Annotated in this window: 13 protein-coding genes; 9 read left to right on the forward strand and 4 right to left on the reverse strand. The window is 65.5% G+C overall.

All coding sequences use genetic code 11. The features are described from left to right. Positions 1-77: 77 nt before the first annotated feature. Both CV770_RS09805 and CV770_RS09810 read left to right on the forward strand, forming a co-directional pair. The gene (locus CV770_RS09805) at positions 78-845 is read left to right on the forward strand and encodes a GntR family transcriptional regulator (protein ID WP_018320647.1); all 768 of its coding nucleotides are present in this window, start codon (positions 78-80) and stop codon (positions 843-845) included. A gap of 24 nt (positions 846-869) precedes the next feature. Next, positions 870-2,234, forward strand: a complete 1,365-nt coding sequence (locus CV770_RS09810) for an MFS transporter (RefSeq protein WP_091957171.1) — start codon at positions 870-872, stop codon at positions 2,232-2,234. A 68-nt stretch (positions 2,235-2,302) separates the two neighbouring features. On the opposite strand, the gene CV770_RS09815 is transcribed toward CV770_RS09810, so the two are convergent. The 3 genes from CV770_RS09815 to CV770_RS09825 all read right to left on the reverse strand — a co-directional run bounded on the left by CV770_RS09815 (position 2,303) and on the right by CV770_RS09825 (position 6,463). After that, on the reverse strand, positions 2,303-2,539 hold the full coding sequence (locus CV770_RS09815) for a hypothetical protein (RefSeq protein ID WP_104462174.1): 237 nt from the start codon (positions 2,537-2,539) through the stop codon (positions 2,303-2,305). Between the two features lie 114 nt (positions 2,540-2,653). Beyond that, positions 2,654-3,904 (reverse strand): arsenic transporter, encoded by a 1,251-nt coding sequence (locus CV770_RS09820; protein WP_104462237.1) that lies wholly within the window; start codon positions 3,902-3,904, stop codon positions 2,654-2,656. Positions 3,905-3,985: 81 nt separating this feature from the next. Beyond that, positions 3,986-6,463, reverse strand: a complete 2,478-nt coding sequence (locus CV770_RS09825; protein WP_104462175.1) for a hybrid sensor histidine kinase/response regulator — start codon at positions 6,461-6,463, stop codon at positions 3,986-3,988. Positions 6,464-6,677: 214 nt separating this feature from the next. Between CV770_RS09825 and CV770_RS09830 the strand changes: the two genes are divergently transcribed. The 4 genes from CV770_RS09830 (at position 6,678) to CV770_RS09845 (ending at position 11,271) form a co-directional block, all read left to right on the forward strand. After that, positions 6,678-7,760, forward strand: a complete 1,083-nt coding sequence (locus tag CV770_RS09830; RefSeq protein WP_091957165.1) for a zinc-binding metallopeptidase family protein — start codon at positions 6,678-6,680, stop codon at positions 7,758-7,760. A gap of 175 nt (positions 7,761-7,935) precedes the next feature. Beyond that, positions 7,936-9,951, forward strand: a complete 2,016-nt coding sequence (locus CV770_RS09835) for an acetyl-CoA carboxylase biotin carboxylase subunit (protein ID WP_104462176.1) — start codon at positions 7,936-7,938, stop codon at positions 9,949-9,951. A 157-nt stretch (positions 9,952-10,108) separates the two neighbouring features. Further along, positions 10,109-10,975, forward strand: coding sequence for an isocitrate lyase/PEP mutase family protein (locus CV770_RS09840; RefSeq protein ID WP_104462177.1), 867 nt, complete (start codon positions 10,109-10,111; stop codon positions 10,973-10,975). Further along, the gene (locus CV770_RS09845; RefSeq protein WP_018320639.1) at positions 10,972-11,271 is read left to right on the forward strand and encodes an acylphosphatase; all 300 of its coding nucleotides are present in this window, start codon (positions 10,972-10,974) and stop codon (positions 11,269-11,271) included. The genes CV770_RS09840 and CV770_RS09845 overlap by 4 nt, the downstream gene beginning before the upstream one ends. A 68-nt stretch (positions 11,272-11,339) precedes the next feature. On the opposite strand, the gene CV770_RS09850 is transcribed toward CV770_RS09845, so the two are convergent. Next, the gene (locus tag CV770_RS09850) at positions 11,340-12,860 is read right to left on the reverse strand and encodes a PAS domain-containing hybrid sensor histidine kinase/response regulator family protein (protein ID WP_091957155.1); all 1,521 of its coding nucleotides are present in this window, start codon (positions 12,858-12,860) and stop codon (positions 11,340-11,342) included. 144 nt (positions 12,861-13,004) lie between these two features. On the opposite strand from CV770_RS09850, the gene CV770_RS09855 reads away from it, so the two are divergent. The 3 genes from CV770_RS09855 to CV770_RS09865 are packed head-to-tail and all read left to right on the forward strand — an operon-like array spanning position 13,005 to position 15,677. Further along, entirely contained in the window at positions 13,005-13,562 is a 558-nt protein-coding gene (locus tag CV770_RS09855; RefSeq protein WP_104462178.1) for a GbsR/MarR family transcriptional regulator, read from the forward strand. A gap of 16 nt (positions 13,563-13,578) precedes the next feature. After that, positions 13,579-14,244, forward strand: a complete 666-nt coding sequence (locus CV770_RS09860; RefSeq protein WP_104462179.1) for a DUF4166 domain-containing protein — start codon at positions 13,579-13,581, stop codon at positions 14,242-14,244. Further along, on the forward strand, positions 14,241-15,677 hold the full coding sequence (locus tag CV770_RS09865) for a TIGR01777 family oxidoreductase (RefSeq protein WP_104462180.1): 1,437 nt from the start codon (positions 14,241-14,243) through the stop codon (positions 15,675-15,677). The genes CV770_RS09860 and CV770_RS09865 overlap by 4 nt, the downstream gene beginning before the upstream one ends. Position 15,678 lies beyond the last annotated feature (1 nt).

The following is a 15,678-nucleotide window of genomic DNA, read 5'->3' on the forward strand; positions in this document are numbered from 1 at the left end:
TATATCACAACATGTTTTAAGGATATCACAAATAAGCCGCCGCTCGGCAGCGCGAGCAGGGTGGCAGGGAGGACAACATGGCACGGCGCAAGCGCGCGCTCGAAGTGGTGAGAAGCGACGATGACGGCGAGGGAAGGCCCTCCCGGCGCAACCGCCTCAACTTCTTCGAGCTGGCCTATCAGAGGATCGAGGAACTCCTCGTTCATTGCGAGCTCAAGCCCGGTCAGTTCATGACCATGCTGGAATTGCAGCAGATCACCGGCTTCGGGCGCACGCCGGTGCACCATGCCGTCAATCGTCTCTCCGCCGATACGCTCATCATCATCCGTCCGCGCCACGGCCTGCACATTGCCCCGATCGATCTTGCGCGCGAACGCATGCTGCTGGCCTTGCGCCGCGACATGGAGCGTTTCGTGATCCGCCTTGCGGCCGATCGCGCCAGCCTTTCGCATCGCAATCAGGCGCTGCACATCGAACGTCTCCTGCGCGAGCGCCGCGCCAGCCTCACTCTCGACGAATTCAACAGCATCGACCGCCGCATCGACGCGCTGGTGCTGGAAGCCGCCGGCGAGCCGTTCCTGGTGCACACGCTGCGGCCGCTGCACACGCTGTACCGGCGCATCGGCTACATCCACCACCGCTTCATGCCGGGGCAGGCCGATCTGTCGGGCACGATCGATTGTCATCTCGCCATTCTCGCCGCGGTGGCCTCCCGCCGCGTCGATGACGCAGTGAAGGCGAGCGATGCACTGATCGACTACATGGGCGAGATATTCACGGGCATGGAAGCGGGGATCGATCCGCGCCTGCTCGATTGCAGCATCGAGCCGCTGCTCGGCACGTAGCGAGTTTTGAAAAGAGGACCAAGCATGACAACGATGGCGATGCCACAACCGACCGCGAGCGAAGCCGCGGTCCGCTACCTCATCACGAACTACAGTCCCAAGGGCAACAAGGTCGGCTGGCTGATGATGGCCTCGATCCTGGTCGAAGCCTGGGACCTCTATTCGATCGCCTTCGTGCTGATCTTCATCAAGGAGCAGTACAATCCCACGGCGCTGATGCTGGGCCTTGCCGCGGCGGGCACGCAGGGCGGTGCCCTGATCGGCGCGCTGCTGGGCGGCTGGCTGTCCGACAAGATCGGCCGCCGCGTCATGTTCCTGGTGACGATGGTGATGTTCATCGTGCTGGCGCTGGCGCAGGCCTTCGTGCCTGACGTCACTTGGCTCATCGTGATCCGATTCCTGCTTGGCATCCCGCTCGGCTCGGACATCTCGACCGGCTACACCTACATCATGGAATCCATGGCCAAGGGCGAGCGCGAGGTCATGGGCAATCGCTGGCAATTCATGTTCGCGGTCGGCGAGGTCCTGACCATCGGCGTCATCGTGATCTTTCTCTTGATCGACATGCAGCACGAGATGCTGTGGCGCGTGACGCTCGGCCTCGGCGCGGTGCCGGCGCTGATCATCCTTCTCATGCGCCACGACGTGCCGGAGACGGCGGTGTGGCTGGTGCAGAAGGGGCGCTATCGCGAGGCCAAGCGGGTCGCGCGCGAGATGTTCAACGACAATCTCGACATGCTGCCGGATCGGGATGTGGTTGTTCCGAAGACCAGCACGCGTGCGTTCCTCGCCGACCTCAAGAAGGATCCGATCCGCTGGCGCGCCACGGTCTACGGCTGGATCGCCTGCTTCACCCAGGCGAGCGAGTTCTCGACCTTCGCGTTCTATTTGCCGGTGCTGTTCGTGATGGTCGGCGTGTCGAGCGTGCTCGGCATCAACCTGGTGACGATGGCGCTGTTCTCCTTCGCCGCTCTGTCCGGCTGGGTCGGGCCGCTGCTGACGCCGAAGATCGGCCACCGCGGCATCGCGATCGCCGGCTTCTCGATCGTGTTCGCCTCGCTGCTGGTCGCCGCCTTCGCGCTCTACACCGACAACAAGATCCTGCTGCCGTTCGCGGCCGCCGCGATGCTGTGGGGCCATTATTGGGACGCGTCGAACTGCATGACGATCCCGACCATGGTCGCCAAGCCGAAATATCGCGGCACCGCCAGCGGCTTCGCCTACATGTTCGTGAAGCTGCCGTCGTTCCTGGCGATCTTCCTGTTCCCGACGGTGTTCGCCGCGATCGGGCAGGCGAATGCCACGCTGATGGTCGCGATCTTCCCGCTGATCGGATTGCTCGCCGCGATCTTCATCCTGCCGGAAGTCTACGGCTACGAGAACGACTGACGATGCGCTTCCCGGTCGCGGCGTCGTCGCCGCGATCGGGACTGACTTCGGAACGCTGCGGCCGGCGACTACGGGCTCAAGAAGACCGGATCGATTCCCATCCCATGGCCGAGCAGGCCGAGGGCCTGAAGCTGGGCGGAGTGGAGGTCGACCTCCACGATGACGAACAGTGTGAACAACGCCACTGCGGAGACGACCAGCAGGGGATGAGCCGTCTCGGCGCTGCTCTCGCCCGCTGCGAAGAGGTTCCGAATCGCACGACGCAGAAAAGAGCTCTGCGGCAACGCCTTCGATTGGATCTGCATGATGAACCTTCCTTGCCGCGTGACTGCGCGACATCGGATTCTAGCCGCAGCGTGGCTGCCGGCATTGACGCACCGCAAATAGCTTGCACTTAATTTCGAAGGCCGGAGCCTGCGTTACCTGATTGCCGCCGCCAGTGCGGCGATCAGGGCGGGCGGCGTCACCAGCAGGCCGAGCTTCAGGAAGGGCCAGGCGCCGACCTCGATCTTCTCCCGCCGGAGCGCGACCAGCCAGAGGATGGTGGCGAGCGAGCCCGTCACCGACAAATTGGGGCCGAGGTCGACGCCGATCAGGATGGCGCTGACGACCGGGGCGGGCAAATGATCGCTGGCGGCGACCGAGCCGGCGACGAGGCCGACCGGCAGGTTGTTGGCGATGTTGTCGGCGAGCGCGGTTGCAATGCCGACGCTCCAGGCCGCCTTCGGGACCGATTGAGCCACCGCCTGGTGCAGCAACGCGCTGAGCTGCGCGATCACTCCGGTCTTGATCAGCGCCTCCACCATGACGAAGAGCCCGCCGACCAGCGGCAGCACGCTCCAGGACACGCCGCGCAGCACGGGCAATGGCGATTGCCGACTGAGCAGCAGCACGATGGCGGCCGTCACGCCGCCGCAGATGAAGGTCGGCAGGCCCAGTTGCTTGTCCAGCGCCGACGCCGTGACCAGCACGGCGCCGATCGCGACGATGCCGATCGCTGTCAGCTTGCCGCCGCGGCCGAGTTTTGGATGCGGCACGCGGCGCGCAATCGTCTCCTCCTTCAGGGCCCGGTGCTGGGTCAGGCGCAGCACGATGTAGGTCAGCAGGATGGAGGCCGCCGAGGGCAGGGCGAACAGGCGCAGCCATTCCGTCAGGTGCGGCATGCGTGCGCCGAAGACGACGAGATTGGCGGGATTGGAGATCGGCAGCACGAAGCTCGCGGCATTCGCGATGAAGGCGCAGACGAAGAGATAGGGCAGTGGCTTGGCGCCGGCTGCGCGCGTCGCGGCATAGACGGCGGGCGTCAGCACGATCGCGGTGGCATCGTTGGAGAGCAGCACCGTCACGAGCGTGCCGACGAGATAGATCAGCAGGAACAGCCGCTGCGGCGAGCCGGCCGCGTATTCGACCGCGAGCGCGGCGAGATAGTCGAACAGGCCTTCGAGGCGTGCGAGCTCGGCGATCAGCATCATGCCGATCAGGAAGAGGTAGACGTCGAGGCCTTTTTCGATGCCGGCAAGCGCGTCTTGCCACGGCAGCAAGCCTGATAGCACCAGGGCGCTCGCGCCGATCACGGCCCAGACCGCCTCGGGCAGGCGAAAGGGACGGATGATGACGCCTGCTGTCGCGACGACGATGATGCTCCAGGCCCAGATGGCGTCAGACGGCACGGTCGGCAAGTTGATCTCCGGAAAACCGCTCCTGACTACCGTGCCCCGGATCGATCCGCCAGCCTCAAATCTCGGCTCACGTCACCTTGCCACCGACAGCTTCTCCGTGATCGCCTTGCGCAGGATGCGTGAGAGCGATTCCACCGAATACGGCTTCTGGATCAATTCGAAACCGCGATGGGCGTTTTCTGCGAGCACGTTGCTGTAGCCGGAGGTGAGCACCACGGGCAGGCCCGGATAGCGCTCGCGGATGATGCCGGCGAGCTCGACGCCGTTCATGCCGGGCATGATGACGTCGGAGAACACGAGGTCGACGGCAAATTCGTTCTCGCCGAGGATCGCCAGCGCGGCGTTGGCGTTGGCGACGCGGCGAACGACGTAGCCGAGATCTTCCAGAAGCTCGGTCGAGAAGCGGCCGACTTCGTCGTCGTCCTCGACCACGAGCACGCGATAGCCGCGCCCGGTGGCCGCGGCCTCATGGGTCAGTGCCGCGGCTTCCTTGTCGGTCGCGGGGCTTTGTGCCTGCGGCAGATAGATGGTGAAGGTCGCGCCCTTGCCCTGGGTGCTCGTCACCGCGACGTCACCCTCGGACTGCTTGGCGAAACCAAAAGCCTGGCTGAGGCCGAGGCCGGTGCCCTTGCCGACCTCCTTGGTGGTGAAAAACGGCTCGAAGATCGAGTCGAGATGTTCCGGCGCGATGCCGCTGCCGGTGTCGGTGACGGAGATGGCGACGTAGTCGCCGCCGCGCGCCGATTGCGCGCGCAGGCTGGGAATCCCGGAGACCTTGCGCACGGCGATGATGAGGCGGCCTTCGCCGTTCATGGCATCTCGGGCGTTGATGGCGAGGTTGATCAGCGCGGCCTCGAACTGGGCGATGTCGGCGACGGTAAAGCAGTCGGCATCGTGAATCTCCACCGCGATGTCGATGCGGCCGCCGACCAGCGGCCGGACCAGCTGCGCGACGCCCTCGACCTGGCTGCCGACGTTGAAGATCTGCGGCTTCAGCGGCTGCCGGCGCGCGAACGCCAGAAGCTGGGCGGTCAATTTGGAGGCACGCTCGACGGTCTCGGAGATGGCATCGACATAGCGGCGGCGGCGCTCTTCCGGCAACTCGCGGCGGCGCAGGAAATCGGTAGCCGAGCGGATGATGGTGAGGAGATTGTTGAAGTCGTGGGCGACGCCGCCGGTGAGCTGGCCGATCGCCTCCATCTTCTGCGACTGCCGCAGTGCTTCCTCGCCGCGGCGGCGCTCGGTGATGTCGACGGCCTCGGGCACGGCGCCGGTGATGTTGCCGTGACGGTCGAGCACGGGGCGCATGCCGAAGTCGAAATCGCGCTCGCCGATGGGAAGGCGCAGGCGCATCTCCAGCCGCACGGCTTCGCCCTTGAGCACGGTGTGGAAGGCCTCGCGCACCAGCGCGCTCATGCCCTCCGTTGCGCTGAACCAGGGCGTCTCCCACAACGGCTTTCCGATAACATCCGACGAGTTCGCCCCGATGCCATCGAGTGCGGTGTTGTTGGCGTAAAGCAGCTCGCCCCTGAGATTGACCAGGCCTTGATACTGGTTGCTGGTCTCCAGGATCGCGCGCAGCCGCGCCTCGTTGGATTCGAGCTGGGCGGTGCGCTCGGCGATGCGCTCTTCCAGCGTCTCGTTGAGCTGCCGCAGCTCGATCTCGGCCTGCTTGGCGACGGTGATGTCGTGGGCGACGCCGATGAACCCGATATGCTTGCCGGTCGGATCCCAGCGCGGCTGCGATTCCGAGCGCAGCCAGCGCCATTCGCCGCCGGCGTTCTTGTAACGCGCTTCCAGCACGAAGGGCTTGAGCGACGCTTCACCCTGGACCGATTGCTGCAGCACATGCGGCAGGTCGTCGGGGTGCAGCACCTTGCGCCAGTCGAAGTCGATGGCCTGATCGTAGGGCAGGCCGACGAAGTCGACATAGGCCTGGTTGGCGAAGGAGCGCTTGCGATCGAGCTTGGTCACCCAGATCGGCACGGGCGCGCTGTCGGCGATCAGCCGGAAGCGCTCCTCGCTCTCGCGCAGCGTCTCGCGCGCGAGCGCCTGGTCGGTCATGTCGATATGGGCGCCGACGAGGCGGATGGCGCGGCCCTCCTTGTCGCGCTCGATCTTGGCGACGACCCGGATCCAGCGGGTTTCGCCGTCATTGGGGCGGACGATGCGGTACTCGGCGCTGTAGTCTTCGCTCGTACCGGCGAGTGCATCGATGAAGTGCTTGACGGTGGCGTCGCGGTCGTCGGGATGGATGCGATTGACCCAATCCTCGTGCGATTCCTCCGCAGCCTCCGGCGGCAGGCCATGGATCATGAGGTATTCGGGCGAGCGGCGGTTCTTGAAGCCTTGGCGAAAATCGACCTCGACGCCGCCGACCTTGCCGATGCGCTGGATACGCGCCAGCTCGGCCTCGCGCTCCTGGAGCGCGCGATAGGCGTTGTCGCGCTCGCGCGCGACGTCTTCGAGGTGTTGACGCAGCCTTTCGGCGGCGATGGTCTCGGGCAAGGGATCGTTCAAGGCATCGGCCGTTGTCATGCGGGAGCGCACGTGCCGGACCGATATTCACACAGACGGAGCGTGATGGCCATTGTTTAGAGGAATTAGGCTGGGAAAGGCGCGATTAAACGGATGGCGGTGCACATAAACGAAACGCCGGGTCTGGCAATTTGTTCCGGAGACTGGAACGATCGGCCGGCGGACGCGTCTTCGCGAGGCGTCGCGAATGTCTTTGATAAGGCTCCCTTTCCGAAGAGGATAAATCTTGAAGCTCTTTGTCTGCCAGGCCTGCGGCAACGTTCTCTATTTCGAGAACCGTGCCTGCGAACGCTGCGGCCATCGGGTCGCCTTCCTGCCGGAGAAGGAGACGATGTCGGCGATCGAGCCCGACGGAGAGGCCTGGCGGATCCTGGCCGACAAGGGCGAAAGCCGGATGCTGTGCCGGAATGCCGAGTACGATGCCTGCAACTGGCTGACGGATACGGGCGAGGGCAACGGCTATTGCCGCGCCTGCCGCCACAACGGCATCGTGCCGGATTTGTCCGACCCTGCCCAGCTTGCCGGCTGGCGCGAGCTGGAGGTGGCGAAACACCGTCTGTTCTATTCCCTGATCCGCTGGAAGCTGCCGCTCCAGGCCCGGCAAGACGATCCCGAGCATGGTCTGATCTTCAATTTCCTCGCCGACGATCCGAACAGCGCAGAGAAGGTCATGACCGGCCACGACAACGGCCTGATCACGATTGCGCTCACCGAGACCGACGACATCGAGCGCGAGCGGCGCAGGCTCGAGATGGGCGAACCCTATCGTACGCTGCTCGGGCATTTCCGGCACGAGGTCGGGCACTATTTCTGGGATGTGCTGGTGCAGGGCGGCGGCAAGCTCGAGGAATGCCGCGCGGTATTCGGTGACGATTCCACCGATTACGGCCAGGCCCTGCAGCGTCACTATGCCGAAGGCGCGCCGCCGGACTGGCAGCAGAACTACGTCTCGGCCTATGCCACGATGCACCCCTGGGAAGATTTCGCCGAGACCTGGGCGCATTATCTTCACATCGTCGACACCCTGGAGATGGCCGCCGAGTTCGGCATGGAGGTTCGCCCCAAGGTCGATCGCGACGGGGAGTTGACGGCGCGCATCCGCTTCAACCCCTACGAGGCGAGGGACGTCGAGGCGCTGGTCAACGCATGGCTGCCCTTCACCTTCGCCATGAACAGCGTCAACCGCGCCATGGGCCTGCGCGACCTCTATCCCTTCATCCTGTCGCCCGCGGTGGTCGGCAAGCTGGGTTTTGTTCATGGCCTGGTCCGGGACGTCGCCAAGTCCGTGTCGAGGCCCGGCAAGCCGTAGGTCGTCCGAGGGCTCGTCAGGTCGGTTTCGGTCTTGCGCTGGTACGCCAGATGGCCCGGATTTAGACCGTTGCCTCCGGCCGATTTTGATGTACCACGGGAGCCACACGGCCCGTCCCCCATAGGCCCCAACGGCCAGGGAAGGGTCCCGCCCAAGGTCGAGACTCAAGAAAAGCATGTTCAAACGCATTCTGATCGCCAATCGCGGCGAAATCGCCTGCCGGGTCATCAAGACTGCCCGCAAGATGGGAATCGAGACGGTTGCCGTCTATTCCGAAGCCGACCGCGATGCCCTCCATGTCGAGATGGCCGACGAGGCCGTGCTGATCGGCCCGCCGGCGGCAGCCGAGAGCTATCTGCTGATCGAGAAGATCGTCGAGGCCTGCCGCAAGACGGGCGCCGAGGCCGTGCATCCCGGTTACGGCTTCCTGTCCGAGCGAGAGGCGTTTCCGCGCGCGCTGGAGGCCGCCGGCATCGTCTTCATCGGCCCGAACCCGGGCGCGATCGCGGCGATGGGCGACAAGATCGAGTCGAAGAAGGCGGCCGCCAAGGCCAAGGTCTCGACCGTGCCCGGCTATCTCGGCGTCATCGAGGACGACAGGCACGCGGTCAAGATCGCCGACGAGATCGGCTATCCCGTGATGATCAAGGCGTCCGCCGGCGGCGGCGGCAAGGGCATGCGCATCGCGCATTCGACCTCCGAGGTTGCGGAAGGTTTCAACCTCGCCAAGGCCGAGGCCAAGGCCTCGTTCGGTGATGATCGCGTCTTCGTCGAAAAGTTCATCGTCGATCCCCGCCACATCGAGATCCAGGTGCTGGGCGACAAGCACGGCAACGTCATCTATCTCGGCGAGCGCGAATGCTCGATCCAGCGCCGCAACCAGAAGGTCATCGAGGAGGCGCCGTCGCCGCTGCTCGACGAGGCCACGCGCCGCAAGATGGGCGAGCAGGCCGTCGCGCTGGCCAAGGCCGTGAATTACGACTCCGCCGGCACCGTCGAGTTCGTCGCGGGGCAGGACAAGAGCTTCTACTTCCTGGAGATGAACACACGTCTCCAGGTCGAACATCCCGTCACCGAGCTCGTCACCGGCATCGACCTCGTCGAGCAGATGATCCGCGTTGCCGCCGGCGAGAAGCTCGGCATCGCGCAGAAGGACGTCACGCTGACGGGCTGGGCGGTGGAATCGCGCCTCTACGCCGAAGACCCGTTCCGCAACTTTCTGCCCTCGATCGGGCGGCTCGTGAAGTATCGTCCGCCGTCGGAAGCCAGCAAGGACGGCATCACCATCCGCAACGACACCGGCGTGCAGGAGGGCGGCGAGATCTCGATCCATTACGATCCGATGATCGCCAAACTCGTCACGCATGCGCCCTCGCGCGCGGCCGCGATCGAGGCGCAGGCGACCGCGCTGGATTCGTTCTATGTCGACGGCATCAGGCACAACATCCCGTTCCTGTCGGCGTTGATGCATCATCCGCGCTGGCGCGAGGGGCGGCTCTCGACCGGCTTCATCGCCGAGGAATTCCCCAAGGGCTTTGCGGTGCGCGTGCCCGAAGGCGAGGTCGCCCGGCGCATCGCCGCGGTCGGCGCCGCCATCGATCACGTGCTGGGTGAGCGCAAGCGCCAGATCTCGGGGCAGATGGGCGGCCGCGTCGTGCAGCGCGAGCGGCGCCGCGCGGTCTGGCTCGACCGCCAGGAGATCCAGCTCGAGGTCGGACGCGAAGGCGAGGCGATCGCGGTGCGCTTCATCGACGCCGAGGGCAAGGCCGGCAATTCGCACCTGCTGGCCTCGCCGTGGAAGCCGGGCGATCCGGTCTGGCAGGGCACCATCGACGGCCACTTCGTTGCGGTGCAGGCGCGGCCGATCCCGAACGGCATCCGCCTCGCGCATCAAGGCGTCGAGGTCCCGGTCTATGTCTGGACCGAAGCGGAAGCGACCTCGGCGCGGCTGATGCCGGTGACGACGGCCTCCGACACGGGCAAGAAGCTGCTGTGCCCGATGCCCGGGCTCGTGGTCTCGATCGCGGTGACCGAGGGGCAGGAGGTCAAGGCCGGCGAGACGCTCGCGGTGGTCGAAGCCATGAAGATGCAGAACGTGCTGCGCGCCGAGCAGGACGGCACCGTGAAGAAGGTTCACGCCAGCGCGGGCGCAACGCTCGCGGTGGACGCGCTGATCATGGAGTTTGCGTAAGTGTGAGTGGGCCCGGTGGGGCCACAAACGCCGTCATTGCGAGGAGCGTAGCGACGAAGCAATCCAGACTGCTTCCGCGGATGCATTTCTGGATTGCTTCGCTTCGCTCGCAATGACGGAGTATGCTGCGGCTCCGTGACCTAACCGAGACAGCAACATGGCCTTTCGTTCCCGCCGCGAGAAACTGCGCCTCATCCTGTCGGGCTCGGCCTGCATCCATCCCGGCTCGGTCTACGATGCGATCTCGATCCGCATCGCCGAGGATCTCGGCTTTCCGCTCGGCATGTTCGGCGGCTCGGTCGCCTCGCTCGCGGTGCTCGGCGACCCTGACGTCACGCTGATCACGCTCACCGAGCTTGCCGAGCAGATGCGGCGGATGTCGCGCGCCGCAGTGCTGCCGGTGCTGGTCGATGCCGATCACGGCTATGGCAATGCGCTCAACGTGCGCCGCACGGTGCAGGAGCTGGAGACCGCTGGCGCCGCAGGCCTCACCATCGAGGACACGCTGCTGCCGGCCGCCTTCGGTGAGGCGAAGACGCAGCTGATCTCGCTCGAGGAAGGCGTCGGCAAGATGAAGGCGGCGCTCGATGGCCGCAGCGATCCTTCGCTGGTCATCATGGGCCGCACCGGAGCTGCCTCGATCACCTCGATCGAGGACGCGATCCGCCGTGCGCAGGCGTATGAGGCTGCCGGGGTCGATGCGCTGTTCTTCACCGGCATCAAGTCGCGCGCGGAGCTCGAGGCCGTCGCAGCCGCCACGCGCCTGCCGATCGTGCTCGGCGGCGCGCCGGAGGAGCTGAGCGCGCTCGACTATCTCGCCAGCCAGAGCGTGCGTATCGCGCTTCAGGGCCACGCGCCGATCGCCGCTGCGACGCAAGCCGTGTATGAAACCCAGAAAGCGCTGCGCGAGGGCACGGCGCCGAAGGCGCTGAGAGGTCTGGCATCATCGGACCTGACCAACCGCGTCATGCGCGAGGCCGACGTCAAGGCGCGCAGTGCCGACTTTCTCGGGCTGAAAAAATGAGCCGGGCGATCCTCCAGGTGATGATCCGCGGCCGCGTCCAGGGCGTCGGCTACCGGGCCTGGGTCGAGTACCAGGCAACTGCGAGCGGCCTCGAAGGCTGGGTCCGCAATCGCCGCGACGGCTGCGTCGAGGCGCTGTTCGCGGGCGCGCCGAAGCACGTCGCCGACATGGTCGCGCTATGCCGCCACGGCCCGCCGTCCTCCCGCGTGGACAGCGTGACGAGCGAGACCGCCAGCGCCGATGAGTTGAACCTGCGCAGGGCAGGGGAAGCGTTCTCGGTGTTGCCGACGGTGTAGGTAGTTTCTCGCTCCGCAGACGGTGCGCTCCCCGCCCCGTTCTTACGGGGAGAGGTGAAGACGAAGCCTCACCTTGGCAGCTTGGCGATCGCCTCGCTCAGCTCGTGGATTTCGTAGGGCTTGCGCAGGATCGGGAAATCGCCGCGCACGCCGGCGGCGACGTCGCTGTAGCCGGTGGCGAGCAGGATCGGCAGGCCAGGGCGGATCTGACGGAGGCGATGGGCGAGGCTGAGCCCGTCCATCTTGCCGGGCATGACGATGTCCGAGAACACGAAGTCGACGCCGTTTTTCTCGATCTCGCGCAAGGCGGCTTCGGCGTCGGCGACCCGGCGGACGTGGTAGCCCAGCTGCTCCAGAAGACCGATGCTGACGAGCGCAACGTCGGGATTGTCCTCGACCAGCAGCACCGTGCCGCTGCCTTGGAAGGATGGTCCTCCAGCCGCCTCTCGCGGTGGCGTGTCTTCTCCGCGCGGCAGCAGGATGGTGAACGTCGTGCCCTTGCCGAGCGCACTCGCGACCTTCACCGTGCCGCCGGCCTGGTGGGCAAAGCCGTGCACCTGGGACAGGCCGAGGCCGGTGCCCTTTCCGATCGGCTTGGTGGTGAAGAACGGCTCGAAGATCTTGTCGAGAACGTCGGAGGGAATGCCGAGCCCGGTATCGGTGACGTCGATTGCGACGAAGTCGCCGGCGAGGGGCGCCTCGTCCAGCACGACATTGTGCGCGCCGATCGTCACCGTGCCGCCGTCGGGCATTGCGTCGCGGGCATTGATGACGAGGTTGAGCAGCGCGGTCTCGAGCTCGGAGGCGTCGGTCTTGACCGGCCAGACGTCGGGGCCGATGTCGAAGGCCAGGCGTACGGAACTGCCGACGCCGGCATCGAGCACCTCGCGGATCGCCGCGATGCGTTCGGCGAAATCGATCGCCTGCGGATTGACGCTCTGCCGCCGCGCGAAGGTGAGGAGCTGGTTGGTCAGCGCCGCGCCGCGCTTGGTGGCGGTCTCGATCGCCGAGATCGCGCGCTGAACCTTGGCCGCGTCGTTGGGGCCCCGCTTCAGCATATGCAGGCTGCCGCTGATGATCATCAGGAGGTTGTTGAAGTCGTGCGCCACCCCGCCGGTGAGCTGCCCCAGCGCATCGAACTTCTGGGACTCGGCGAGCTGTTTCTGCATCGCCTCGAGCTTGAGCTGCGTATTGCGGCGTTCTGTGATGTCGCGCGTGATCTTGGCGAAGCCGACCAGCTCGCCGTCCTCGTAGATCGGGTCGATCACGACGCTTGCCCAGAAGAAGGTGCCGTCCTTGCGGACGCGCCAGCCTTCCTCCTCATAGCGGCCCTTTTCCCGCGCGATGCCGAGCGCGCGGGCCGGCTTGCCGTTGGCACGGTCGGTCTCGGTGTAGAAGCGGGAGAAATGCTGGCCGAGGATCTCCCCGGGCGAATAGCCCTTGATGCGCTCGCCGCCGATATTCCAGCTGGTGATGATCCCCCTGGGATCGAGCATGTAGAGCGCGTAGTCCGCAACTCCCTCAACCAACAGCCGGAAACTGCGCTCGCTCTCGAACAAGTCTCGCTGTTGACTGAACTTTCCGATCATTCCGGGACCCTGCCTCGACGGGAGCAAACGCCACAGAAAGCGGATGGTTCCCTGAAGTTGGGACATTTTTAGGCAGATATCCCGCACCCGTATACGGGACCAAGCCCGCTTGACAAGGGGACGTTATCGTCAGATATTTCTGTAATGACAGAAATAACCGAAAAGAAGAAACTCCCAGCCGCCGTCGAGCGCTTCATCCTGCATTGGGGCGACATGGGGGACGAGTGGGGCGTCAATCGCTCGGTCAGCCAGATTCACGGGCTGCTCTATCTCGCCGAGGGGCCGATGACGGCGGAGGACATTGCCGACACGCTCGGCATGGCGCGCTCGAACGTCTCTAACTCGCTCAAGGAGCTGCTCGCCTGGAACCTGATCCGGCGGGTGCCGATCCTCGGTGACCGCCGCGACCATTACGAGGCCGAGACCGACATCTGGGAGGTCGCCGCCAGAATAGCGGCGCGGCGCAAGGAGCGGGAGCTCGATCCGGCGATCACGGCGCTCAGGGCCTGCGTGTCCGATGCCGCCGGCGATCCCACCATCAATCCGGTCGCAGCCAAGCGGCTGAAGGAGATGCTCGCCTTCACCGAGCTCGCCGATCACTGGTTCATGCAGATGCTGAAGGTGCCGCGGCCGCGGCTGGTTGCCTTGATGCGGCTTGGCGAGAAGATCGTCAGCTTGTTGCCGTTGGGCAAGGCCAAATAGCGCTGAGGAGGGTGCGATGACGTCGGCTCGATTATCAGGCTCCAACGCATCGACCTCCGCTCACACCAAACTGCTCGACGACCGCCGCTTCCGCGCGCTGCTGTCGGACGAGGATTGGGGCCGCCTGCCGCTCGCGACCTGGCGGCGTTTCTCCAAGCGCGTCGCGGACGGCGAGAGCGTCGTCTATGTCGGCGTGGTCGACGAGATATTCTTCAGCGAGATCGGCTGGTGGTTCGCCCAAGCTGCGTGCCTGATTGGTGGCCCGCTGCCGACCGGCCGCGACGCCGGTGTTCCCATGATCGTCACCGTGACCGAGGACGGCACGACCGGCGGTCAGACCTGGACCCGCATCTGCGCGCGCAAGCGCGGCTTTCCGCACGTGATCCATTCCGCCAAGCGTTTTGCCGGCCCGACGGGGCTCGAGGAATATGTCGGCTTCGGCGTCTCGATGGCGCTCCGCACCGCGGTCGAGGACCAGACACTGACCTTCCGCAGCGCCGGTTATGGGCTCCAGCTCGGACGCCTGTGGATCCCCTTGCCGGGCTGGCTCACGCCGGGCGATCTCACGGTGACGCACCGCGACCTCGGCGACGGCGCATTCCGCTTCACCCTCGATGTCATCCATCCACGTTACGGCGCGCTGATCCACCAGTCCGCCACCTTCAGGGAGGCCGTATCATGACGCCGCTGTTGTGGACGCTCATCGCCATCCAGATCGTGATGGGCGTGTTCGACACCTTCTATCACCACGAATTCACCGAGCGCCTGGCCTGGCGGGTGTCGCAGCGCTTCGAACTCAAGCTGCATGGCATCCGCAACATGCTCTATGCGCTCTTATTTCTGCTGCTCGGCTGGCTCGAGGTCTATGGCGTGCTCGCAATGCTGGTCGTCGCGATCCTGGTCGCCGAGATCGTCATCACGCTGATGGATTTCGTCGAGGAGGATCTGAGCCGGAAACTGCCGCCGAGCGAGCGCATCAACCACACGCTGCTCGCGATCAATTACGGCGCCATTCTCGTGCTGCTGTTGCCGGTGCTGACCGATTGGGCGATGCAGCCCTTCGGCGTGAGCGTCATGAACCAGGGCCTGCTCAGCATCGCCGCGACCGCCTGCGCGGTTGGCGCCGCGCTCTGCGGCCTCAGGGATTTTGCCGCAATGCGCCGGCTCGGCCGGATGCGCAGCGTTCCCGCCGAGGGGCTTGTCGAAAAGCTCCCGGGCCGCAAGACCGTGCTGATAACAGGTGCCACCGGCTTCATCGGCAGTCGCCTCGCGGCGAGCCTTGGCGGGGCAGGGCATCACGTCATCGCGCTGATCCGCAATCCAGCGAAGGCGGAGATGCTGCCGCCACCGGTCACGCTGATCACCAGCCTCGATCAGCTCGCTTCGGACACGCCGATCGACGCCATCGTCAATCTCGCCGGCGAGCCTATCGGCAATGGCTTGTGGACCGAGGCGAAGCGCGCGAAGATTCTTGGTTCGCGCATCGACATGACCGCGGAGGTCGTGAGGCTGATCGCACGGCTCGAGCGCAAGCCCGAGGTGCTGGTCAGCGGCTCCGCGATCGGCTGGTACGGATTGTGGGCCGACCAGGTGCTGACGGAGTCAGCCAAGTCGCACGCCTGTTTCAGCCACGAGCTCTGCGCGGCCTGGGAGAAGGCGGCGCGGCCGGCGGAGGAGCTCGGCGTGCGCGTGGTCTGTTTGCGCATCGGCCTCGTGCTCGGCACCGAAGGCGGCTTCGTCACGCGCATGCTGACGCCGTTCGAGTTCGGCCTCGGTGGTCCCATCGGCACCGGGCGGCAGTGGATGTCCTGGATCGAGCGCGACGATTTGATCCGGCTGATCGCCTATGTAATGGCAACGCCTGATCTGTCGGGGCCTGTCAACGCCACCGCGCCGATCCCCGTCACCAATGCAAAATTCACCGAGGAGCTCGGCCGCCGCCTGCATCGGCCCGCGATCTTCCGCATTCCCGGCGGCCTCTTGCGCCGGATCGGCGGTGGCTTTGCCGACGAGCTCCTGCTCGGCGGTCAGCGCGTGCTGCCCAACAAGGCGCTGAGCCGAGGTTTTGTGTTCCGCCACGAGACGCTGCGCAGTGCGTTCGACGCGATCTTGTGAG

This window comes from Bradyrhizobium sp. AC87j1 (assembly GCF_002936975.1).
Lineage (GTDB): Bacteria > Pseudomonadota > Alphaproteobacteria > Rhizobiales > Xanthobacteraceae > Bradyrhizobium > Bradyrhizobium shewense.